This is a genomic window from Nostoc spongiaeforme FACHB-130, assembly GCF_014698475.1.
Classification (GTDB): domain Bacteria; phylum Cyanobacteriota; class Cyanobacteriia; order Cyanobacteriales; family Nostocaceae; genus Nostoc_B; species Nostoc_B spongiaeforme.
Genome location: NZ_JACJTB010000034.1, coordinates 18,493 through 41,602, shown reverse-complemented (window position 1 = coordinate 41,602; position 23,110 = coordinate 18,493). Strand labels below are relative to the sequence as shown.

The window sequence follows — 23,110 nt, the reverse complement described above, 5'->3', positions numbered from 1 at the left end:
CTTCGCGGAAATTTTCATATTTGACAATCTATAAGTATGGACGTAACTGGATTCGAACCAGTGACCTCTACGATGTCAACGTAGCGCTCTAACCAACTGAGCTATACGTCCTTAACTACACAATTTCCAATAATAGCGCATATTAATCTAGATAGTCAAGGATAAGGATATTTTTTCATCAATCAACTTGTCTTCTAGTACTGGCTAACTCAGCAGCTAATTGAATTGCGGCTTTCATACTGGTGGGGTCGGCAATTCCTTTACCTGCAATATCAAATGCTGTACCGTGGTCTGGTGAAGTGCGGATAAATGGTAAACCAATGGAAGTATTCACAGCGCGGTCAAAGGCCATGAGTTTCACAGGAATTAAGCCTTGGTCGTGGTAAAGTGCCAAATACGCATCTGCTGGATTCTGAATGGATGAATTGCCATACCAAGCTTGACCAGGTTTCACCCACATTGTATCGGGAGGAATTGGCCCTTCTAAGACCAATTGGGGGCGTTTTTGCTGTTCTTGTTTGATCCAAGGAATCAACCAATCGAGTTCTTCGGTTCCTAGTTGTCCTTGTTCGCCACTATGGGGATTTAAACCTGCGATCGCAATTCTCGGTTTACTAATACCAAAATCTGTTTGTAAGCACTCTACCAATAAATCTAGTTTTTGGCTGAGTAATTGGGGTGTGAGTGTATCTGCTACTTGGCGCAGGGGAATGTGTGTTGTAGCTAACAGGGTGCGGAGTGTCCAACCAGTGTAAGGCGATCGCGCTACAAATAACATCCCATATCGCTCTACATTTGATTTTTCTGCCAAAAGTTCTGTTTGACCGGGATAATTATAGCCTGCGGCTTTCCAAGCGGATTTAGCAATGGGCGCTGTGACTATACCATCAAATTCGCCTACTAATGTTTGGGCGATCGCATATTCCATATAAGCAAAACTCGCCGCACCACTCACCCTGTTACCCACACCAGGAACAATGTCATCGAGATTTTGATGCAACTGCACATCAATAACTTTTAAGCTGTGGGGATTTGCCAAGGCGACTAAATTACCCGATAAATTTAATTGGTCATAAGTCTGCACTAACCAATCTTGATTTCCTACTATCGTGACATCACAATTTTGAGTTACTTGTGGATCAGCTAAAGCTTTTAAGATTACTTCAGTCCCAATTCCTGCGGTATCTCCCAATGTCAGTGCTAATCGAGGCCGAATTGCTTTGTGTGATTTTGCTATGAGGTTTTGCTCACTTTGATACATAAGACTAATTTATCTCGATTTGTCATGGAATTGGCTTGATCCCGCAATCATCGGGATTAACCATCAAACTAGTTTAGAATTGTTTACACAGGTCTAATTCAACGGTAGCTGTTGAGAAACTTCAGTCTATCTGGGGTCATTGGTAAAAGTAAAACTTCTACTCCTGAATTCCCAGATGGCAACAAACAGCCCAAATTATATGCAATCTAAAGGTTAGCCTTTAGAATTATGACAAACGATTCACAAAGGAGACACACAACAATGGGTGGCGAAATTTTCAGTACAGCTTTTCTGGCTTTTAGTTTAATCTTCGTGGGTTGGGCTTTAGGTGCTTTATTGCTGAAAATTCAGGGTGCAGAAGAATAATCTCTCTGGAGTCTGAAAAAATAGCGTGTCCGGATAACGGACAACGCTGTTTTCAAAATTTTCAGGTATTAAATAATTTCTAAGAAAAGTGTAAACTTTTGTTTACGGATATAATTCTGTTAAGATTCTTTTCATAAAACATTAAGATTTAATACAACCCTCATGACATTACTAATAGTCGGTGCCACTGGCACCTTGGGAAGACAAGTGGCTCGTCGTGCGATCGATGAGGGGTATAAAGTGCGTTGTCTTGTCCGCAGTAGTAAAAAAGCGGCATTTCTCAAAGAGTGGGGTGCGGAACTCGTTCTCGGAGATTTGTGCTACCCCGAAACCCTACCAACCGCACTAGAAGGAGTCACCGCAATTATTGATGCGGCTACTTCCCGTGCCACCGATTCTTTAACAATTAAGCAGGTAGACTGGGAAGGTCAAGTAGCCTTAATTCAAGCAGCTAAAGCGGCAGGTGTGGAACGTTTTATTTTCTTCTCTATAATTGATGCCGAAAAATACCCAGAAGTACCCCTGATGGAAATTAAGCGGTGTACAGAACTATTTTTAGCTGAATCTGGACTCAATTACACAGTTTTACGTTTAGCTGGCTTCATGCAAGGGTTAATTGGTCAATATGGCATCCCGATTTTAGAAGCACAGCCAGTTTGGGTAACTGGTGAGTCATCACCGATTGCTTATATGGATACTCAAGACATTGCGAAATTTGCTGTGCGGGCTTTGAGTGTACCAGCCACAGAAAAACAAGCTTTCCCGGTTGTGGGAACTCGTGCTTGGAGTGCAGAAGAAATTATTAGCTTGTGTGAACGCTTGTCTGGTAAAGATGCCAAAGTCACCAGAATGCCATTAAACTTATTGCGGACTGTACGCCGATGTGTCCGGTTCTTTCAGTGGGGATGGAATGTAGCAGATAGACTGGCGTTTACAGAAGTGTTAGCCAGTGGCAGACCATTAAACGCCCCAATGGATGAAGTGTATCAAGTATTTGGCTTAAATCCACAAGAAACAACTACTCTCGAAGTTTATTTACAAGAGTATTTTAGTAGAATTATGAAAAAGCTCAAAGAGCTAAACTACGAAAAAACCAAGACCAAAAAGCAAAAAGACAAACGATCGCCATTTAAAAAAGTTAATAGTCAATAGTCATTGTGCTGAGTAAAAAATGCTAGCCCCTAGCCTCTAGTCTCTAGCCTCTTTTTGAATTTTGCTCACGGACTCAAAATATGTAAGGATTACATAGTACAAAGCATCGCTAAAAGTTTGGATATTTGAATGTGCCGAAAGCAGGCATTATCTACAATGATTTAAAACCGATAGCCAGTCGTGTCGCTATCGAACTAGAAGAAAAACTCACCGTTGCGGGTTGGGATGTATGTGTCACCAGTAGCATCGGTGGAATACTGGGCTATGCCAATCCCGAAAGTCCTGTATGCCACACTCCAGTTGACGGTTTAACACCACCTGGGTTTGACTCAGACATGAAGTTTGCGGTTGTCCTAGGGGGAGACGGCACCGTTTTAGCTGCATCTCGTCAAGTTGCACCCTTGGGTATTCCCTTGTTAACAGTGAATACCGGTCACATGGGGTTTTTAACAGAAGCTTATCTTAATCAACTCCCCCAAGCCCTAGAACAAGCAATGGCGGGTGAGTATGAAATTGAAGAACGGGCAATGCTGACTGTGAAAGTATTGCGCGGAGATTCGCTTCTCTGGGAAGCCCTGTGCTTGAACGAAATGGTGCTGCATCGAGAACCGTTAACTTGTATGTGTCATTTTGAAATTGCTATTGGTCGTCACGCACCAGTAGATATTGCCGCAGATGGCATAATTGTTTCGACACCTACAGGTTCTACGGCCTATTCCCTCAGTGCAGGCGGCCCCGTAGTCACTCCTGGGATACCAGCTTTACAGTTAGTACCGATTTGTCCGCATTCCTTAGCTTCTAGGGCTTTGGTGTTCCCAGATACGGAGACTGTAAATATTTATCCGGTCAATATTCCGCGTTTGGTGATGGTGGTCGATGGCAATGGCGGGTGTTATGTGTTCTCGGAAGATCGGGTATATTTAGAGCGATCGCAATATAGTGTCCGATTTATTCGTCTACAACCACCAGAATTTTTCCGCATCTTACGCGAAAAACTCGGATGGGGTCTACCGCATATCGCCAAACCCACCTCTGTGGAATTACCGTAATGGTCAATGGTCAATATTTGAGGACTTACGCACCAAGATTGTCTGTGGAGATTGAGTGTAGAGGTGAAAGGGTTTGAGATACATACACCCTTAAACCCCTATACCCCTACACCCATGATCAATAGACAACCTTTACTGGAGTCAAAATTGTTTCTTTGGGTTTTTTCCCGAATTACTAGTTTATAAATAGAATTGAAAAACAAAGTTATCGCCAAGTGCTGAGTGCTACTTCTGTTGACCATTGACCATTGACTTTTGACTTAAAATTTATGACAGTTGCTCACAGTCCCTGTGTGTTGGTGATTGAAACTGATGAAAGCTTGGCAAATCAGCTATCTTCTGATTTGCAAGAAGCTGGTTATGATGCGATTTTGGCCCACGATGCCGCCAGTGGGTTGCAATATAGCCGTGATTGTCAACCTGCTTTAATTGTTTTAGACCGGATGTTGGCAGGGGAATCGGGACTATCCTTATGTAAAAATATCAGAAGTACTGGGATGCGTTCTCCGGTGCTGGTGTTAATGGCGCGGGATACCGTTGATGACCGTGTAGCTTGTCTAGAAGCGGGCGCTGATGATTATATTCTCAAACCTTACCGCCCAGAAGAATTTTTAAAGCTAATTCGCTTGTATTTAAAACCTGATATTGATACGACAGAACAGTTGCGTTTTGGGGATTTAGTTTTAGATATTTCAACCCGTCGCGCTATTCAGAATGGCCGGGTAATTGATTTAACGATGAAAGAATTTGAGTTATTGAAGTTCTTAATGGAACATCCCCGTGAAGTATTAACCCGCGAACAAATATTAGAAAATGTTTGGGGTTACGACTTTATGGGTGAATCAAATGTGATTGAGGTTTATATTCGTTATCTCCGCCTGAAAATTGAAGATGAAGGACAAAAACGCCTCATTCAAACAGTGCGGGGTGTGGGATATGTCTTGCGGGAGTCTTAAAATAATTCGGCATTTGGTGACGCAGCCTAGATTTCTCTGGGTTCTGCTGATTTCATCCGTTCTTCACCAACTTCTGCCTTAGCTTCAGCAATGATATCGTCCCAGACTTCACTCACTTCTGCGATCGCAGCTTTGCTTTTTTCGTAGAATAATATTCCTTTTTTCACAACTGCTTTGGCTACTGGTCTACCAACACCAGCGACTACTGGCAACAATACAGGCACTAGCACAACCCCAACAATACCTGTAACTCCTAGTCCTTCAGCTAAATCTCCAAGGTCTGGTAAAAGTTTTACAGACATAATATGTTCACCTCCCTGGTTTTCCTCAGTTTATTTTAATTCTTTTTTGTTAGTACTCAGGCAAATCAGCCTTCAACTGCAAAGTAATGTAACAGAGGCAAAGAGGCTAGTTTGATTACTCTGAATATTACTTGGTTTGTTTGGGCAGGCAAGATGCCTACCCTAAAATAATCATCGCTTATCTGTCTACAGATCCCATGATTACGTCAATACTACCGAGGATGACCACAATATCTGCGACCTTCATACCCCGCAATAAGTGAGGCAGAATTTGCAGGTTGTTGAAATCTGCGGGGCGAATTTTCCAGCGCCAAGGGAAGACATTATCATCACCAACCAGATAAATGCCTAGTTCACCTTTACCGCTTTCCACACGGGCATAAATTTCGCCTTTGGGCATTTTGAAGGTGGGAGCAACCTTTTTACCAATAAACTGGTAATCAAAATCATCCCATTCAGATTTTTTGCCAGCAGCTAGGCGTTTAGCTTCTAGGTTTTCGTAGGGGCCGCCTGGTAATCCTTTCAGGGCTTGCTTGAGAATCTTCACAGATTCGCGCATTTCCCGCATCCGTACCATATAACGCGCTAAACAATCACCGGCAGTTTCCCACTGAACTTCCCAGTCAAAATCGTCGTAGCATTCGTAATGGTCAACTTTACGCAAGTCCCACTTCACGCCAGAAGCACGTAACATTGGGCCAGATAGCCCCCAGTTAATTGCTTCTTCGCGGGTAATTGTACCAATACCTTCAACACGACGGCGGAAGATGGGGTTATTGGTAACTAACTTTTCGTATTCATCAACTACAGGTAAGAAGTAGTCGCAAAATTCTTCACATTTATCTACCCAACCATACGGTAAATCCGCAGCCACACCGCCAACGCGGAAGTAGTTGTTATTTACCATACGGTAGCCTGTAGCGGCTTCCCACAAATCGTAAATCATCTCCCGTTCTCGGAATTGGTAGAAGAAGGGAGTTTGTGCGCCTACGTCAGCTAGGAACGGGCCAAACCATAGCAAGTGGTTGGCGATGCGATTAAGTTCCAGCATAATGACGCGGATGTAGCTGGCGCGTTTGGGAACTGCAATCCCAGCTAACTTTTCGGGGGCGTTAACTGTGACAGCTTCGTTAAACATTCCTGCTGCGTAGTCCCAGCGACTAACGTAGGGAACATACATAACAGTGGTACGGTTCTCGGCAATTTTTTCCATACCTCGGTGTAAATAGCCGATCACCGGTTCACAATCAATGACATCCTCGCCATCCAAGGTGACAATTAGCCGCAGAACCCCGTGCATTGAGGGGTGGTGTGGCCCCATGTTCAGCACCATTGGTTCAGTACGGGTTTCTATTCTGGCCATAAATTTCCGTGTTCTCCCATGATCAAAAATTGAAAGGAACCGCGTAGATGCCAACCAGACCGATAAAATCGTGTCTGCCAAAGTTAAGTTTGTAAGGACAATATTTTGCGGGTAAAGCCTGCATCCATTGTCAATACCGGAGTTTGTTGGAGAAGATGTGGCAGCAGAGAGATTTTACGATGTTTCGTTTTGTTTCACTTCTTCAACTATTATATGGAGCTTGAGATGCCGGAAATTCAAGCATCGGAATTTTTTCAACTCTGGTTGTGTTGGAGTGCGATCGCTGTCTTTACAATAGGTTAAGTACAAGCACAGTAGTTTTTACAGCAACATCGTACTTAGAATTGAGTGTCAGGGTGATCTGCTCAAAAAGCTGGGTAATTTACGGTATTTAATTAACCTTCCCATAAGCCGAAATTGTTTGTTTGAAATCTGCCTTTGTATATTTCTATCAGTTTTAACTGCAATTTTTAACTCAAAAAACTGATATGAGGCATTAATAACTTACATGATTGTGATCATTGCCATAACACTGGGAATAATTAAACCAGTAACTCTTCCATAACTAGCGAAGATTTTATTTTAATTTGTGTTCCTTTAAAACTAAAAACAAATGCCAAATCTTACAGAATATCCTATCCTCTCTAATCTCCATGAAGGACTGCAAACGATTATCTATCGCACGCACCTACCAGAAACTAAGCAATCAGTTATTCTCAAGCTTTTAAAAAAAGAATATCCTAGCCTAGAAGCTTTTACCCGCCTCAAAAATGAATATCTGATTCAACAGACTTTAGATTCTCCTTATATTGTTAAAGCTATCAGTTTAGAAAATTTTGAGCATCGTGTCGGACTATTGCTCGAAGATTTTGGTGGTCAATCTTTAGCCCAATTTATCCAGACAAATACTCTTGACTTAATTCAATCTTTAAAAATTACCATCGAATTAACTAAAGCTTTAGAACATCTTCATCAACAGCAAATTATTCATAAAGATATCAAGCCCAGCAACATTATTATTAACTTACAAACCAATACTGTTAAACTTGCTGACTTTGGTATCGCCTCTCGGTTAAATAAAGAAACTCCCCAATTTACCAATCCTAATTGTGTAGAAGGGACACTCGCCTATATGTCTCCTGAACAAACAGGGAGAATGAATCGTATTCTTGACTATCGTAGCGATTTTTATTCCCTGGGCGTGACTTTATATGAAATGCTGACTCAGCAAATTCCATTCATCAGCCCAGATCCCCTAGAAGTTGTTTATCGACATATTGCAGTTCCGCCAGTCAATCCTCAGTTATTGAATCCTGAAATTCCCGATACAGTTTCAGAAATTGTGATGAAACTGATGGCGAAAAATGCTGAAGATAGATATCAAAGTGCAACAGGATTATTAGTTGATTTAGAAAATTGTCTGGAACAATTAGAAACTAAAGGGGAAATTACTAACTTTATTCCTGGTCAGTTAGATATTTTAAGTCAGTTATTAATCCCCCAAAAGTTATACGGTAGGGAAACCCAAGTTAATGAACTTTTAACAGCCTTTGAGCGTGTGAATTCTGGTACTAGTGAAATTATGCTAGTCTCTGGATATTCCGGTATTGGGAAATCTGCATTAGTTAATGAAGTCAATAAACCTATAACCCAACGGCAAGGCTACTTTATTTCTGGTAAATTTGACCAACTCAAGCGGAATATTCCCTACGCTTCTTTAATTCAGGCTTTTACCTATTTAGTACGCTGTTTGTTAACAGAAAACCAAGAAAAAATATCTGTTTGGAAAAGCAAGATATTAGCCGCCTTAGGAACAAACGGTAAGGTAATTACTGATGTGATTCCCGAAGTCGAATTAATCATTGGCAAACAACCAGAAATCCCAGAATTAGGTGCATCCGAGTCGCAAAATCGCTTTCATAGAGTTTTTGAAGAGTTTATTCAGGTTTTTACTCAAAAAGAACATCCATTAGTTATATTTTTAGATGATTTGCAATGGGCAGATTCGGCTACTTTAAACTTAATCAAACTACTAACAACAAACCCCAATAGCAAATATTTATTATTCATTGGTGCATACAGAGATAATGAAGTCAGTCCCACCCATCCTTTAATTCAGACAATCACTGAGATTGAGAATGTCGGCATAACTGTCAATAATCTGGTTTTACAACCTTTAGATTTACATCACGTTAACCAAATAATTGCTGAGACTCTACAAGCAAGCCGCCATAGCAGCAATCAGGATGTGATATCTCAAGCATTGAAACAGCAGATTTTTCAACTAGCCGAATTAATTTTTAATAAAACAGGTGGGAATCCCTTTTTCTTGACTCAATTGCTGCAAGCACTTTATCAAGAATATTTATTGTTATTTGATTTTAATAGTCAACAATGGCAGTGGGATTTAGACAAAATTCAAGCAATTGGCATTACTGATAAAAATGTTGTCGAACTAGTTGCTAGTCGTCTGGAAAAACTACCTCCGGCTACTCAGGATATTTTGAAATTAGCCGCTTGTGTAGGTGATAGATTTAGCCTAGATGTGTTGACAATTATCAATGAAAAAGCACCGTCAATCACAGCTAATGAATTATATCCAGCGTTACAAGCTGGACTGATTTTGCCTTTAAATGAAAGTTACCGGATTCCTTTAGTTTTTAATCAAGAAGAGGCAGTCAAATTAAAATTTGAAACTTCTACAATTAGTTATAAATTTTTACACGACCGAGTACAACAAGCTGCTTACTCCTTAATTCCAGCATCTCAAAAGCAAGATACTCATTTAAAAATCGGTCAGTTGCTTGTCAAAAATATCCCTCCAGCAGAAATCGAAGCTCATATTTTTGATATAGTTAATCAGCTAAATGTTGGTGTTAATTCCATAGTTGAGCAATCCCAAAAGACAGAATTAGCCAAGTTTAATTTAATTGCGGGACGGAAGGCGAAAGCATCTACCGCGTATGAAGCCGCTTTGAAGTATTACAAAATTGGTATAGAACTGTTAAGCACAGATGTTTGGCAAACAGAATATCAGTTAGCACTAAGTTTATATGAAGGTGGTGCGGAAGTTGCTCATTTGGGTAGTAACTTTGAACAAATGTTGGAATGGGCTGATGTTGTGTTACTGGAGGCGCAAACTTTACTTGATAAAGTCCATGTTTATGAAGTGCAGATTATCGCCTCGATTATTCATAAACAACAACGAAAAGCAATTCAAATCGCATTATCAACTCTAGAGTTACTGGGAATTAAAATTCCAGAGCAACCAACAACCGTGGAATATGAACTCAGGGTAGAGGAAATTACTGCTAATTTACAAACCAAAGCGATCGCAGATTTAATTAACCTACCATTAATGACCGATCCTCAAAAGATAGCAGCAATGAGAATTTTAATGGGAGTTCTCCCCGCAGCTTTTCAAACTGCACCAGAGTTAATGCCCCTCATTGCCTATGAAATGGTGATTTTGTCTTTAAAATATGGCAATACATCTGTTTCTGCCTATGGCTACAGCTTATATGGATTACTGCTTTGCGGAGTTCAAGGAAAAATTGATGTCGGCTATGAATTTGGGAAATTAGCATTAAATGTAGTTTCACAATTTAATGCCCAAGAATTAAAACCAAAAATTCTCACAGTAGTCAGCGCCCATGTGATGCACTGGCAAGAACATATTCAAGAAACCTTAATCACATCTAAACAAGGATTTGCCAGTGGTTTAGAAACTGGAGATTTAGAATATGCTGGTTATTGTGGATATATCTATCCTTATCACTCTTTTTGGCTGGGCAAGGAGCTCTGGATTTTAGAAAAAGAACTGGTTGCTTATTGTGACTCACTGAAAAAAATTCAGCAACAAGTCGCCTTTACTTGGAATTCTATATATCTGCAAACAGTATTGAATTTGAAAGGCAGTCCAGAGAATGTTTACTATTTAATGGGCGAAGCTTACGATGAGCAAGTGATGTTACCTACTCATCAACAGGTGAATGATTTGTACACTATAAATCACCTGTTTGTTAATAAACTGATGCTGGCTTATTTATTTGGTGAGTATCAGCTTGCTGTTGAGTATGCAGCAATGGCAGAAAAATCATTAGGTGGTGTTACCGGATTATTTGTAGTTCCCTTGTTCTATTTTTATGATTCATTAGCACAACTGGCAAATTATCCAACAGCTTCTGAATCAACACAAGCAGAAATTTTAGCCAAAGTCAGAAATAATCAGCAAAAAATGGAACTCTGGGCGACTCATGCACCGATGAATCACCTGCATAAATTTTATTTGGTGGAAGCAGAAATACAGAGAGTTTTACAGCGCCATTTAGAGGCGATGGATTACTATGAACTGGCTATTCAAAAAGCGCAAGTTAATGGTTATCTGTTAGATGAAGCTTTAGCATATCAGTTAGCGGGTGAGTTTTATCGGTCTGTAGGGAAAGAATTAATTCAGCAAACTTACATTACTAAGGCTTATTATGCCTGTATTCGTTGGGGTGCGATCGCCAAAGTTAAACAATTAGAAGTCCAATATCCTTTTTTGGTTAAACAAACTACCACTCCCGATAATTCCGCCCTCAAACTAGATGTCGTTCGCACTACAACTCACACTACTACCAGTAGTGGTTTAGGCGATTTCTTGGACTTAAATACCTTCATTAAAGTTTCTCAAGCAATTACTAATGAAATTGTCTTAGAAAACTTGTTAAGTAAGTTAATCAAGATTTTACTAGAAAATGCTGCTGCCCAAAAAGCCGTATTACTACTGGTAAAAGAAAATCAGCTATATATCGAAGCTGCTGGTAATGCTGTGGATGATATGGTCACAGTTTTACAATCACTGCCTATTAATAGCTATCTCGATTTACCGTTGTCTGTGATTAATTATGTTTTCCGCACCCAAGAAAATCTCATCTTAAATGATGCAGGCGCGACTGAACCTTTTAGCATCGATAGCTATATTCAAGCAGCAAAATCTAAATCCATTCTTTGTTTGCCAATTATTTATCAATCACAAATTACAGGGATTATTTATCTAGAGAATAAATTGTCCACAGGGGCGTTTATGCCTGAAAGGGTAAAGGTATTAAAAGTTTTGGTTTCTCAAATGGCGATCGCAATTGAAAATGCTCGTCTATATGCCAACGAACAAGATAAATCTAAGCAATTATCCCAGTCTCTCCAAGACTTACAAGCAGCACAATTACAAATTATCCAAAGTGAAAAAATGTCATCTTTAGGTAATTTAGTCGCTGGGGTTGCCCATGAAATTAACAACCCACTCAGCTTTATTTCTGGCAATCTAGATTTAGCTAAAGATGCTGTGACTGATTTGATTGATTATCTACAACTTTATCAGTCTAATTTTCCTCATCCTGGTGATGAAATTGATGATAAAGCCGAAGAAATAGATATAGATATTTTATTAGAAGAATTACCCAAAATGATTGATGGGATGAAAACAGGGACAAAACGGATTCGGGAAATTAGTACTTCTCTGCGGACATTTTCTCGCGCGGATACCAAATCTAAAGTATCAGCCAATATTCATGATGGAATTGATAGTACCTTGATGATTTTACAACATCGCTTAAAAGCCAACTATGATCATCCTGGTATTCAAGTTATTAAAGAGTATGGCAATATTCCTTCAGTAGAATGCTACTTAGGACAGCTAAACCAAGTTTTTATGAATATCTTAGCTAATGCCATTGATGCTTTAGAAGAAGCCTACTCTTCCAGGCAAATAGCAGATAAACCAGCAGATATCACGAATACAATTACTATCAAAACAGAGGTTGATCAGGTGCATCAACAGGTGGTAATTAAAATTAAAGATAATGCTAAAGGTATGACGGAAGAAGTGAAAGCCTGTATTTTTGATCACTTATTTACTACTAAAAATGTGGGTAAAGGTACAGGACTAGGCTTATCTATAAGTCGGCAAATTATTGTTGATAATCATAATGGTAGTTTAGATTGTGAGTCAGCTTTAGGAGTAGGCACAGAATTTATCATTTCCCTTCCTATTTCTAGTTCATAAATAATTGACATCAAGTTATAGTCACACTATTAGAGATATTGTATACACAGTCTCTAATATCATTGGATTTTTTCTCTACCCATTTTCTAAAAAATGGGTATTATTTTTTCATATTATATTTATGAATTTTTTATAGATTGAAAGTAATTTTACAGAATATCAACAATTTATTCACACATAACTAAGATTATTACTTTGGTTAAAAAATGGTTGTAATCCTCAGTTGCATCTAGCGTAGAAATTGTTATTAATATTGATATGACCAAAAGTAATTAAATAACCTCTTTGGCATAACTTTTTACTGATAAAGTGAACAGAATTTAGCCAATTTTTATAGCTAGATAAGCAATAGCTTGCAGTAAAAAATACCAGCAAAAATCCAGACATTTATATATATAGGCATTGAGACGTTAATTCTATGAAAAAAAGCAGAGAAATTCAGCAGATTGCATCAAATTTAATGTCATTTGTTGTCAAGCGGTTAAGCTTGATTTTGCTGGCTGGTGTAATCGTTATTTTCGTAGGAAGTAAATTTGATGTAGCCAGTGCATCACAACCAAATGCAGAATCAGAAATTGAAAGTTTGTCAGTTTGTTACGCATTAGGAACTGATGCTATCGGTCGCGGGAATTTGCAAGAAGGTATAAATACTTACCAAAAATGTTTTACTCCAGATGCTAAAATAACTGCGATTTTTCCCAATGGCGCTCAGGCACAATTTATTGGTGCAGTTAATTGGGCTAATTTTGTCTCTTCAGTATTTCAAGGTAATGGATATACAGCTACTCAACATTTGCTAGGTACTTTCGATATAGATGTCAAAAATAATACGGCAACTATGTCTTCTTACCTTCATGCAACCCATAAGCTTTCCGATACCAGCATTGATGTTGCTAATGGTACCTATGTAGATAAAGTTGTCATTCAAAATGGTAAATGGAAAATTAAGGAACGTGTTCTGACACTGATTGATTTCTTAAATCTTTCTTCTCCTGCTTCTCCTGACGCGGAAGTTTCTTCAGCAGCTAGAAGTAGTAATTCTGTTTCTAATACTTCCTCTGATGATTCTAATAATTCCAAAAAACCACATAGACCACATGTTCCTGGTTATATGTAAGAACGTTACACAGAGTTTAATTTGGGATTAATCAACAGTTAGGACAGGTATTTTACCTGTCCTAAAAAGTATCAACTCTGAGCATTATATATTTACGTAGAATGGCACAAAGAATAAATGACTCAAGAGTTCTGCATTTTTACGTAAGTCAAGCATATATGGTGTCAGCTATATTGCAAATTGAACAAGCTAGTAAACATCTATGGCTTTCGATCAACAGCGTTTTGATAAGCTAATTCAGAGATTAGAAATTTTTGCTAGTCAACAGCCAAATCTTTATAGATTTCACGTTGCATGTTTGGCTGTGTTAGGTTACGCCTACATAGTCATGATTTTAGCTGTAACTGTGGCATTACTGCTAGCTATTGGCTGGTTGATGTTCAATGCTAGATCATTTAGCCGTGGAACTATTAAAGGTGTGATTTTTTTACTAGCGATCGCTATTATATTATTGCGATCGCTTTGGGTATCAGTTCCCCCACCTACAGGGTTAGCATTACGCCGCAAAGATGCACCTAGCTTGTTTTGTTTGGTTGATGATCTCACTACAAAATTAAAGGCTCCGAGATTTCATCATATCTTACTCACCACAGATTTTAATGCCACCGTTGTGCAGAGACCACGCTTAGGTTTATTTGGCTGGTATCAAAATTACCTGGTTGTCGGTTTGCCATTGATGTTAGCATTGCCTCCTGAACAATTTCGGGCGGTTTTAGTTCATGAGTTGGGACATTTATCAGGAAATTATCATCGCTTCAATGCTTGGATTTATCGTCAGCGTCTCATTTGGTATCGCATTCAAGCAGTGCTAGAACAAAGTAGTAATGAATCATTATGGGTAGTTTTTCACAAGTTCTTACAGTGGTATATTCCATTTTTTTCAGCTTATTCTTTTGAATTAGCCAGATTACACGAATATGAAGTTGATAGATGTGCTGTAGAAATCACAGGCGTAGAAAATACAGCCAAGGCTTTGATGAATCGCAAGGTAAAAATTAGATTTTTAGAAAATTATTTCTGGTCTAATATTTATCATCAAGTCCAAACAGAAGTTGAGCCACCAAAAACAAGTTATACCGCTATGCAAACAGCTTTAACTCAAGGAGTACCTTTGAGAGAAGCAAGTATTTATTTAGCGCAAGCACTGGCGGAAAAAACGAATCATACAGATACTCATCCTTCCCTAACAGATAGATTACAAGCTTTAGGCTTTGTTCCTGGTATTCAAGAAGAATTATCTGTGGCTGCACCAATGCTGATTAGTGCAGCACAAGAATATTTAGGTAACGCTTTTGAAAACATTAGAGATAATTTTAGTCAAGCTTGGTGTGAAAAAATCGCCACACCTTGGCGACAAAAATATGCAGAATTGCAACAATCATTAGCTATCTTAGATAAACTCAATGCCAAGGCTGAAAAACAACCGCTATCATTAGGAGAAGCAACGACAAGAGCATTATTAACATTTGAGCTAGAAGGTGAAGAAGCTGTCATACCATTGTTGCGCGAAGTCATTCAATTAGATCATACCCATGCTTCCGCTAATTACCTATTAGGACAAATACTATTAAAACAACAAGATGCTAGTGGTATCGAACATATTGAAAGAGCGATCGCCAAAGATATCGACATTGCTGTTGATGGTTATCAAATAATCTGTTCTTTCCTCAAACGCCAAGGACAGGATGATCGAGCCGAACTATATCATGATCTGGCCGAAGAACATTATGATCTGCTCTTACGTGGTCAAGAAGAACGTGCTAGTTTAAATGTAACTGACGAATTTAAAGCCCATAGTCTTTCTGATGCAGAAATAACTCATCTACGTCAGCAATTATCTCGCTATCCCAATATTACAACTGCTTATTTAGTCCAAAAAGTTGTGCAGTATTTCCCCGAAAAACCACTTTATATCCTGGCTGTAATGCGAAAATTTAGCTTCTGGGAAAGCAATCATGAAACTGATAACGCACAACTTGTTGACGCACTGTTAAAAGAAATTGAATTGCCAGGAGCAGTATTTTGCTTTATTTTGAATAGTAATCTCAATTTTGAGAAGAAGTTTAAACAAATACCAGAGGCAACTGTTTACCAACAAAAAATTAAAAAATGAAATCTCTTACTCTCAGTGCCTCTGTGTGAAGTAAATTTCTCTTGGAAGTGAAATACATAATAATTCTGTGTGGTAGTATTTGAAGGAAATTATCTTTCATTTGTGAAAATATTTTTAACGAACCGCAAAGGGTGCATAGAGGCGATAGCGGCTTCCCGCAGGGTAGGACGCTAAGAAAAGTTTCACAGATTTTTGACTACTACTACAGATTTTTGCTTTAAGTCTAATGAATTCTGATTCTTCCTCATCGCTAATTATTGACGAACAGGTATTTTCTCATTTACCTGTGTTACCGCAAGAAATAATTGCAGGTTTAGCGGTGTCTGCGGGAGGTCATTATTTGGATACAACTGTAGGTGGTGGTGGCCACAGTCGGTTGATTTTACAAACTGCACCGGATGTACAGTTAACTGCTATTGACCAAGATGAGGATGCTTTAGCCGCAGCCAAGAAAGAATTAGCGGAGTTTGGCGATCGCGTAAAATTTATTCAAAGTAACTTTGCGGCTTACCAGTTTCCCGACGCTACTTTTAATGGTATCCTCGCTGATTTGGGAGTGAGTTCTTATCAGTTAGATACTCCCGCACGGGGTTTTAGCTTTCGCCATACTGCAAGTTTAGATATGCGGATGAATCAGCAAGCTTCCCTGACGGCGGCGGATGTGATTAATGAGTGGGAGGAAGCGGAACTTGCAGATATTTTCTTTAAATACGGTGAAGAAAGATTATCTCGACGGATAGCTAGACGCATTGTCGAACGTCGTCCATTTGATACAACAACAGCATTAGCGGAAGCGATCGCCTCTGCTGTTCCTCCCAAATACCGTTATGGTAGAATCCACCCAGCAACCCGCGCCTTTCAAGCTTTGCGAATTGTGGTCAATGATGAGTTAAAGTCTTTAGAAACTTTTTTAGCCAAAGCACCAAACGCCTTGGTTCCTGGTGGGAGAATTGCGGTAATTAGTTTTCATAGTTTAGAAGACCGCTTAGTTAAGCATGGTTTACGCAATTCTCCACTGTTGCGGGTGATCACCAAAAAGCCAATCACAGCACAAGAGTTAGAGATTAGTAATAACCCGCGATCGCGTTCTGCCAAACTGAGAATAGCAGAAAAAATCAATTGAAGATTCAAGCATAATTAAACTAAAAAACCGAGTTAGGAACAATGCACACCCTCTCCCTGCAATATCCTGATGACTTACTTATTACCTCTGGTAAATCACCCCAAGCCTTAGAAGCAGAACTCACGTTTTTGCTTGCTGTGAAACTATATGAGTTACGGCGACTCTCACTCGGTAAAGCTGCTGCTTTTTGCAATATGAACAAACCTCAATTTATGTACGAACTAGGACGTTTACAAATTCCTGTGATTAACCTTGATGATGACCAAATCGTTGATGAATTGAGTGATGACTAACTCTGTCATTGTTGCTGAGTCCATACTCAGCACTTTAATATAATTAAAATCTGGCGTTGCATAAATGCGGGATGATTTCTATCACGCAGAGGCGCAGAGACGCAGAGAGGATAAAGAGTTTGAAATTTTAGCACATCAAATTTCATCTCCTGATTCAGCAACGCCTAAAATTTATCTCTCCTTTCATAACGGCGGCGATAGAGTAATTCTAACTGTCCACCATACTCTTGAATGCGTGCTAGTTGGCGCTGGTAGAGTCCTCGGAAGGTATTTGCAAACAACAGGGTAAAAATAGCCACGACTAATCCTGATGCGGTGGATACCAATGCTTCACTAATCCCCGCAGTCACACCTACTGTTGTTGTACCACCGACATCACCAATATTTAGCGAAGCAAAGGAAGTAATTAAGCCTAAAACTGTACCCAACAAACCTAATAATGGTGCAAGACCAATGATCGTATCAAAAATGTTTTGAAAGCGTTTGAGTAAGGGTATTTCGGCTTGTGCTTCACTTTCTAGCGCCAAACGAAATTCTTCTGGTGTTGGTTCTTCTAATTCTAAAGCGGCGAGAAAAATTCGGGCGATGGGTAAATCTGTATTTTGCTGTAATTTGTTTAAAGCACCAACCACATTATCTGAACGATAAAGCTTGAGTACTTCTTTAACAACGGGATTTTGGCGGTTGGTAATTATGAACCAAAATAAAATACGTTCAATAATCAAAGCCACTGCTAACAGAGAGAACCCCAGTAGCGGCCACATCACCACGCCACCAGCCGCGAATAAATTGCTAATTTGCATTTTCGTCAAGAGTCAATTGTCAATTTTTCATTGTCAATTGTCACTGGTCATTTGTCATTAGTTTTCTTTTGCAGAATTAGTGCATTGTTGTTGCTATATCTACACCATCACTTTTGAGTATTCCATCTTCCATATAAATGATGCGATCGGCGATATCTAAAATCCGGTTGTCATGGGTAACTAGCAAAATTGTACAGCCTTGTTCTTTGGCGAGTTTCTGCATTAATTCCACAACATCACGTCCAGATTTTTTATCGAGGGCGGCTGTGGGTTCGTCTGCTAAGACAATTTTAGGATGACTGACTAAGGCACGGGCGATCGCTACCCGTTGTTTTTGTCCGCCGGAAAGTTTTTCTGGGTAATAGTTTACACGTTCGCCTAAGCCTACTGTTTCTAGCATAGCGATCGCTTTGGCATTCATATTTTCATTCAGGTATTCATCATGTAATTCTAAAGACATACGGACATTTTCTCTGGCGGTGAGAAATGTCATCAAGTTATGTGCCTGAAAAATATAGCCAATTTGACGACGTAATACTGTTAATTTGCGTTTACTCGCGCCGCAAATTTCCTGTCCTAAAATTTTTAAACTGCCTTCTTGGGCAGATCGTAGCCCCCCTAATAATGTTAATAAAGTGGTTTTACCGGAACCAGATGGGCCAGTCATAATCACAATTTCACCAGCATTAATCTCTAAATTAATATCAAATAAAACCTGTTTTTTTAAATTACCTTCTCCAAAGTAATGATTTAATTGATGGACGGTAATTACAGGTTCTAAATTAGCCAGTGAGTCGGAGGAATTTACAGGCAGAGATTCTTGTAACATAAAATTTGGATGATTAGAAAATATCAGCAGGGTCAGCAGCACTGAGTTTACGCATAGCGATCGCGCCTGAACCTGTACACATGATTAACGTCAAAACAAATACATTAATTGCCCGTTGTGAACTCATCACGATGGGCAGCATAGTGGCAGCATAGGTAAGGTTGTACAGCCCGATAGACAGAAAAAATGCCGGAATAAAACCTAAAATAGCCAGAAATAATGCTTCTTGGAACAACACTACTAACAAATAGCGATCTGTATAGCCCATTGCTTTTAAAGTTGCATATTCGGGCAAATGATCGGAAACATCGGAATACAGAATTTGGTAAACAATCACAATACCAACAATAAACCCAACTCCCACACCTAACCCAAAAATAAAGCCAATTCCTGTACCACTAGACCAGTAGGCTTTTTCAATTTGGGCAAATTCTTCTGGAGTCAGGACACTGATATCTTTGGGTAGTCCTGCAATCAGCTGCGCTTGTACTTTTTGAGGGTCTGCGTCTGGTTTGAGAGTAATTAACCCAACTTCAATACTGTCTGGTTTACGTTGGGGAAAGACTTGTAAAAAGGTAGAGTCACTGGCGATCACATTACCATCAGCAGCAAAAGACGCACCATTACTAAACACACCCTTGACGCTGACATTTTTACTGTTCAATTCCGTTTCAAACTTGCCAGTTTTCTGAAAAATCTCCCCCACAGCGCCATATTCTGGACGACCTGCTTGGTCGAACAGCACTTGATTTAATTGTTTAATCTGGTCTAGATTGTTTTGAATTTCGGGAAAATTAAACACAGATTTTGCTGGATCAATCCCCCAAACTAAAATCGCACGTTCTAATCTGGTTTCGGGATTGCGCCATTGTCCAGTGCCAATATAAACTGGGCTTACCGACTTTACACCCTCATAACCTAATGTTTGGTACAATCGCTCTCTGGAAAAGCTTTTAACAGAAAATAGGGTTTGAAATTGGGGATTAATTAATACCAAATCTGCCTGTAAACTGCGATGTGGTTTGATCGCTGCATCAAACAACGCCCCCTCAAACCCCATCTGAATAAATATCAGCATATCGGCAAAGGTAATACCTGCAACTGCTACTAAGAGGCGAGTTCTTTCTTTTAATAATTGTCGCCATGCTAATGGTGTTTTGATGAATAATTTCATATTTGTCATTTGTTATTTGTCATTTGTTATTGGTGTAACTTTCCCCCATTCCCTACTCCCTAAATTTCAATGGCTGTTTGCACTTGCAAGTTTGTCAAACCTGCAACTTTTTTACTATCTTCGGGATTGAGGCGAATTTTGACTTCTACAACTCGACTATCTAAGTTTTCTCCAGGTTCGTTGCTGAAAACATTTTGGCGGTTGACTTGTAAGCCAACATAGAAAACTTCACCGCGCAGTTCGCCGTTAAATGCTGGACTGGTGACTGTGGCTGTTTGTCCGAGTTTGACTTTGCCAATGTCTGTTTGATAAACTTCGGCGACTGCAATCATTTGCTCGGTTTGCGCTAAGTCTGCAATACCCTTGTCACTCATTTTTTCGCCAACTCTGGTGTGAATCTTAAGTATTTGTCCGGTCATTGGCGCTCTAATATAAGCTGCTTGTAGGTCAGTTTGGGCACGTTTGAGTGCGGCGATCGCATTTTCAACTTCCATTCTGGCGGCTTGCACATCCACGGGGCGGACTTCGGCAATACTGGTGAGTGTGGCTTTGGCTTCGCTAACTTGTTTGTTACCAGTGGCGTTAATTCGTGCTAAAGAAACTTTCGCTTCTGCTAGTTGTCTGCTGGCGGTGGAATTAATTCGCCCTAAAACTGCTTTGGCTTCGTCTAGTTGTTGTTTGCTTGTCTCGACAATCAAGCGTTTACTGTCAAAGGCAGAGTTGGAAATTGCGCCTTCGGTATATAGCTTTTGATAACGTTCATATTCAACTTGGGCGTTGCGGAGTTCTGCTTCGAGTTTGCGAATGCTGGCGGCTTGGGCGATTCGATCGCCTTCCCATTGCGCTTCAATCCGGGCGATCGCTTCCCGTTGTCCAATAAAATCTCCTACAGATTGAGCCTGTAAACGCTCGACGTTGGCTCTTTGTGCCTGAATTTCCCCAGTTTTGGCACCAGCTTTGACTTGATCAAGTCTGGCTTGAGCGACACGCACTTGTTTCTCTGCTTGGAGTACAGCAGTTTCTAGGCGATCGCGCGAATCTAAAATGGCGATTATCTGTCCTGGTTTGACAATATCACCTTCTTGCACCCGAATTTCCTGGAGGCGATCGCCATCCAAAACCAAGGGCGCAGATAAGCTAATCACTTCTGCTTCTGGTTCGAGTCTGGCTAAAGCTGAAACTTTCGGTGTTGATGCGGTTACAGTCGCTGGTTCTTGAGAAGCTGTGCGTCCAATTAACCCAAACTGAGACACACCATAAACCACAATTCCCCCAGTAATAGCCGTAGCCCCAATCACTAAACCCAATAATTTTTTATTGGCAGATTTCAATAGTAGATTTTGTCCCATATTCCCCTCTAAAAATTCAAATTACTAATTCTGACTCGTGCTGTTTTGTTGCAAATAAACTGTCAACATTTTCCCCAGCAACGTACATTGCTCAACAAAATCAATAGTTTCATCTCCCCATAATTTCTCCAGAATTAACCCATTCACAAAGCTCAAAACAAAAGAGGATAAAACCTGATCTTCCACACCTAAAAACCTACAAGCAGCTTGCTGATAGCGTTGATTAGCACGTTTAAAAACATTGCTCTGATGTCGCATTTTCTCTGAATCTTGATGTTGACAAAAATCAACCCAAACAAATGTCCACTTAATAAAGTAATCCTCGTTTTTGACTAAATATTTCCCTAAAGCTGTCATTGCTTCTGACAGAGTTTCTTTACCTTCTAGTTCTGCCAAAGCCGCACTCACATCTTGCTGTGAAATTTCTTCTACTAATTGTTCAAATAAGGCTTCTTTACTAGAAAAGTAGTGATACAAAGTCCCTGTCGAAACTCCCATCTCTTGAGCAATCTGCCGCATAGTCACCGAGCCATAACCTTTTTGAGCAAATAAATCAAAGCATTTGCTGAGAAGTTCTTTCCGATATTGGTCATGGTCAACAATTTTGGGCATAAGTCAAATGATTGTGGATTTGGAATTCTGGGGGCGAGCGAGCGGACTTTATTTATATCGAACGTTCGTTATTTATAATTTACCACGTAAAAAAATGCTTACACAAGGCATTGATAAAAACACATACTACACAGACAAACGTGAAATCTTTTGATCTGATGCAGTGTGGCTCAACTATGAATGTGTCGTGAATACGGGCAACTTGCTAAGTCACAGCAGACTATTAGTAGTCAAGGTTAAATTTACACTTATATACACTTCTTAATCTAATCTTGACTGTCAGTTTATGTCAAGCAGAATAATACTTACACCGAAATTACTCACAAAACTGGAGGCGACTGGCGTTTTCAAGGTTTAAGGGCTTCGCCATGAGCGTCAGCCGAACGGTGTAGGGGCGTAAAATCACTTAATTCTGCTGATAATTCGCCTTGGACAACTTTTTTTATATTAAATTTACCTATCCATTCGATTCCATTGCCTGGGTTAACTGTTGTACAAAAGCTTGATGCTCAGGCGAATTCAGCCCTGTCTGTAATACAGTTAATACCTGCTGCATATCACATGCCAGCAATGCCGACCTATCTAACCACAAGCCGGGAAAGACTTGGCTTTGAAATATCCCAGCTTGGTTCGGTTGCAGATTGACATATTCTCCTGCTTCCAAGCAGAACCAATCAATCTGCTGGTCAAATACTTGCCAGACAATATACTCTTTAATGCCATTCCGTCGATAAGCACGCTTTTTGTCACCTAAATCAACTGTGGCACTACTGGCGGCAATTTCGGCAATTAATTCTGGTGCGCCTTCTACATAACCATCCTGGCTAAAGCGTGATTGTCCCCCAGCTTGAGCATCAATCAACAACAGCGCATCGGGTTGGGGTTCATTGTCTAAATCAAGGCGCACAGTCGGGTTATCACCGAGGCGTACTCCTGGAGTCAAGGCTTGATAAACTCCCAGCCAAGTCATAACTCTCGCGTGGGGTTCAGCATGGGGTTCAAAACGCAGAGGTGAAGCCATGTAGACAGTTCCTTCAATTAATTCAGCTTTTTTTAACTTCGGCATGGCATTGTAACGCCGTTCAAATTCAAAGCGAGTCAAGCGATCGCCATTTTCTAAGGGAGGAACTGTCAAACGTAGAACCATAATTATGGCCGCAACCTTTATTTTTATCCTACAGGTAAAGGGTGTAGGGTGAGAA

18 protein-coding genes and 1 tRNA gene are annotated in these 23,110 nt (G+C 39.9%); 9 read left to right on the top strand and 10 right to left on the bottom strand.

The features are described from left to right. Positions 1 to 37: 37 nt before the first annotated feature. Positions 38 to 111 (bottom strand) — tRNA-Val (locus tag H6G74_RS21610). Between the two features lie 67 nt (positions 112 to 178). Next, positions 179 to 1,261, bottom strand: a complete 1,083-nt coding sequence (gene pdxA, locus H6G74_RS21605; RefSeq protein ID WP_190969625.1) for a 4-hydroxythreonine-4-phosphate dehydrogenase PdxA — start codon at positions 1,259 to 1,261, stop codon at positions 179 to 181. Between the two features lie 261 nt (positions 1,262 to 1,522). Between pdxA and petM the strand changes: the two genes are divergently transcribed. The 4 genes from petM (at position 1,523) to nblR (ending at position 4,784) form a co-directional block, all read left to right on the top strand. After that, positions 1,523 to 1,627, top strand: a complete 105-nt coding sequence (gene petM / locus H6G74_RS21600; RefSeq protein ID WP_062294992.1) for a cytochrome b6-f complex subunit PetM — start codon at positions 1,523 to 1,525, stop codon at positions 1,625 to 1,627. A 162-nt stretch (positions 1,628 to 1,789) separates the two neighbouring features. Next, positions 1,790 to 2,779, top strand: coding sequence for an SDR family oxidoreductase (locus H6G74_RS21595; RefSeq protein WP_190969624.1), 990 nt, complete (start codon positions 1,790 to 1,792; stop codon positions 2,777 to 2,779). Between the two features lie 131 nt (positions 2,780 to 2,910). Continuing rightward, positions 2,911 to 3,828, top strand: coding sequence for an NAD(+) kinase (locus H6G74_RS21590; protein WP_190969623.1), 918 nt, complete (start codon positions 2,911 to 2,913; stop codon positions 3,826 to 3,828). Positions 3,829 to 4,097: 269 nt separating this feature from the next. Beyond that, positions 4,098 to 4,784, top strand: coding sequence for a response regulator transcription factor NblR (gene nblR, locus H6G74_RS21585; RefSeq protein WP_190969622.1), 687 nt, complete (start codon positions 4,098 to 4,100; stop codon positions 4,782 to 4,784). 26 nt (positions 4,785 to 4,810) lie between these two features. Here nblR and H6G74_RS21580 read toward each other — a convergent pair whose 3' ends face one another. Both H6G74_RS21580 and H6G74_RS21575 read right to left on the bottom strand, forming a co-directional pair. Beyond that, on the bottom strand, positions 4,811 to 5,086 hold the full coding sequence (locus H6G74_RS21580) for a DUF5132 domain-containing protein (RefSeq protein ID WP_190969621.1): 276 nt from the start codon (positions 5,084 to 5,086) through the stop codon (positions 4,811 to 4,813). Between the two features lie 178 nt (positions 5,087 to 5,264). Next, positions 5,265 to 6,449: an NAD(P)H-quinone oxidoreductase subunit H gene (locus tag H6G74_RS21575; RefSeq protein ID WP_190969620.1), complete on the bottom strand. Its 1,185-nt coding sequence runs from the start codon at positions 6,447 to 6,449 to the stop codon at positions 5,265 to 5,267. Positions 6,450 to 7,062: 613 nt separating this feature from the next. Between H6G74_RS21575 and H6G74_RS21570 the strand changes: the two genes are divergently transcribed. From H6G74_RS21570 to H6G74_RS21550, 5 genes are all read left to right on the top strand, one after another. Beyond that, positions 7,063 to 12,495 carry a trifunctional serine/threonine-protein kinase/ATP-binding protein/sensor histidine kinase gene (locus H6G74_RS21570; RefSeq protein ID WP_190969619.1) on the top strand — a complete coding sequence of 1,811 codons (5,433 nt, stop codon included), beginning with the start codon at positions 7,063 to 7,065 and terminating at the stop codon, positions 12,493 to 12,495. Between the two features lie 418 nt (positions 12,496 to 12,913). After that, positions 12,914 to 13,612, top strand: a complete 699-nt coding sequence (locus H6G74_RS21565) for a nuclear transport factor 2 family protein (protein ID WP_190969618.1) — start codon at positions 12,914 to 12,916, stop codon at positions 13,610 to 13,612. Between the two features lie 202 nt (positions 13,613 to 13,814). Continuing rightward, positions 13,815 to 15,725, top strand: a complete 1,911-nt coding sequence (locus H6G74_RS21560; protein ID WP_190969617.1) for a M48 family metallopeptidase — start codon at positions 13,815 to 13,817, stop codon at positions 15,723 to 15,725. Positions 15,726 to 15,951: 226 nt separating this feature from the next. Further along, positions 15,952 to 16,848 (top strand): 16S rRNA (cytosine(1402)-N(4))-methyltransferase RsmH, encoded by an 897-nt coding sequence (gene rsmH / locus H6G74_RS21555; protein ID WP_190969616.1) that lies wholly within the window; start codon positions 15,952 to 15,954, stop codon positions 16,846 to 16,848. A 41-nt stretch (positions 16,849 to 16,889) separates the two neighbouring features. Continuing rightward, on the top strand, positions 16,890 to 17,141 hold the full coding sequence (locus H6G74_RS21550) for a UPF0175 family protein (protein ID WP_190969615.1): 252 nt from the start codon (positions 16,890 to 16,892) through the stop codon (positions 17,139 to 17,141). Positions 17,142 to 17,305: 164 nt separating this feature from the next. Here the strand turns inward: H6G74_RS21550 and H6G74_RS21545 are convergent, their stop codons facing one another. The 6 genes from H6G74_RS21545 to H6G74_RS21520 form a co-directional block, all read right to left on the bottom strand. Next, positions 17,306 to 17,944 (bottom strand): MotA/TolQ/ExbB proton channel family protein, encoded by a 639-nt coding sequence (locus tag H6G74_RS21545; RefSeq protein ID WP_190969655.1) that lies wholly within the window; start codon positions 17,942 to 17,944, stop codon positions 17,306 to 17,308. Positions 17,945 to 18,020: 76 nt separating this feature from the next. Continuing rightward, positions 18,021 to 18,773, bottom strand: a complete 753-nt coding sequence (locus H6G74_RS21540) for a DevA family ABC transporter ATP-binding protein (RefSeq protein WP_190969614.1) — start codon at positions 18,771 to 18,773, stop codon at positions 18,021 to 18,023. Between the two features lie 13 nt (positions 18,774 to 18,786). Further along, complete coding sequence (gene devC / locus H6G74_RS21535) at positions 18,787 to 19,947, bottom strand: ABC transporter permease DevC (protein WP_190969654.1); 1,161 nt, start codon at positions 19,945 to 19,947, stop codon at positions 18,787 to 18,789. Positions 19,948 to 20,006: 59 nt separating this feature from the next. Then, the gene (locus H6G74_RS21530) at positions 20,007 to 21,296 is read right to left on the bottom strand and encodes an ABC exporter membrane fusion protein (RefSeq protein WP_190969613.1); all 1,290 of its coding nucleotides are present in this window, start codon (positions 21,294 to 21,296) and stop codon (positions 20,007 to 20,009) included. A 24-nt stretch (positions 21,297 to 21,320) separates the two neighbouring features. Next, complete coding sequence (locus H6G74_RS21525) at positions 21,321 to 21,908, bottom strand: TetR/AcrR family transcriptional regulator (protein ID WP_190969612.1); 588 nt, start codon at positions 21,906 to 21,908, stop codon at positions 21,321 to 21,323. A 457-nt stretch (positions 21,909 to 22,365) separates the two neighbouring features. Continuing rightward, complete coding sequence (locus H6G74_RS21520) at positions 22,366 to 23,055, bottom strand: Uma2 family endonuclease (protein ID WP_190969611.1); 690 nt, start codon at positions 23,053 to 23,055, stop codon at positions 22,366 to 22,368. Between the last annotated feature and the right edge of the window lie 55 nt (positions 23,056 to 23,110).

Bases quoted from the DNA above. Each gene is read 5' to 3' on its own strand.
- pdxA (WP_190969625.1), bottom strand. From the start codon at position 1,261: ATGTATCAAAGTGAGCAAAACCTCATAGCAAAATCACACAAAGCAATT.
- petM (WP_062294992.1), top strand. From the start codon at position 1,523: ATGGGTGGCGAAATTTTCAGTACAGCTTTTCTGGCTTTTAGTTTAATC.
- H6G74_RS21595 (WP_190969624.1), top strand. From the start codon at position 1,790: ATGACATTACTAATAGTCGGTGCCACTGGCACCTTGGGAAGACAAGTG.
- nblR (WP_190969622.1), top strand. From the start codon at position 4,098: ATGACAGTTGCTCACAGTCCCTGTGTGTTGGTGATTGAAACTGATGAA.
- H6G74_RS21580 (WP_190969621.1), bottom strand. From the start codon at position 5,086: ATGTCTGTAAAACTTTTACCAGACCTTGGAGATTTAGCTGAAGGACTA.
- H6G74_RS21575 (WP_190969620.1), bottom strand. From the start codon at position 6,449: ATGGCCAGAATAGAAACCCGTACTGAACCAATGGTGCTGAACATGGGG.
- H6G74_RS21570 (WP_190969619.1), top strand. From the start codon at position 7,063: ATGCCAAATCTTACAGAATATCCTATCCTCTCTAATCTCCATGAAGGA.
- H6G74_RS21565 (WP_190969618.1), top strand. From the start codon at position 12,914: ATGAAAAAAAGCAGAGAAATTCAGCAGATTGCATCAAATTTAATGTCA.
- H6G74_RS21560 (WP_190969617.1), top strand. From the start codon at position 13,815: ATGGCTTTCGATCAACAGCGTTTTGATAAGCTAATTCAGAGATTAGAA.
- rsmH (WP_190969616.1), top strand. From the start codon at position 15,952: ATGAATTCTGATTCTTCCTCATCGCTAATTATTGACGAACAGGTATTT.
- H6G74_RS21550 (WP_190969615.1), top strand. From the start codon at position 16,890: ATGCACACCCTCTCCCTGCAATATCCTGATGACTTACTTATTACCTCT.
- H6G74_RS21545 (WP_190969655.1), bottom strand. From the start codon at position 17,944: ATGCAAATTAGCAATTTATTCGCGGCTGGTGGCGTGGTGATGTGGCCG.
- H6G74_RS21540 (WP_190969614.1), bottom strand. From the start codon at position 18,773: ATGTTACAAGAATCTCTGCCTGTAAATTCCTCCGACTCACTGGCTAAT.
- devC (WP_190969654.1), bottom strand. From the start codon at position 19,947: ATGAAATTATTCATCAAAACACCATTAGCATGGCGACAATTATTAAAA.
- H6G74_RS21530 (WP_190969613.1), bottom strand. From the start codon at position 21,296: ATGGGACAAAATCTACTATTGAAATCTGCCAATAAAAAATTATTGGGT.
- H6G74_RS21525 (WP_190969612.1), bottom strand. From the start codon at position 21,908: ATGCCCAAAATTGTTGACCATGACCAATATCGGAAAGAACTTCTCAGC.
- H6G74_RS21520 (WP_190969611.1), bottom strand. From the start codon at position 23,055: ATGGTTCTACGTTTGACAGTTCCTCCCTTAGAAAATGGCGATCGCTTG.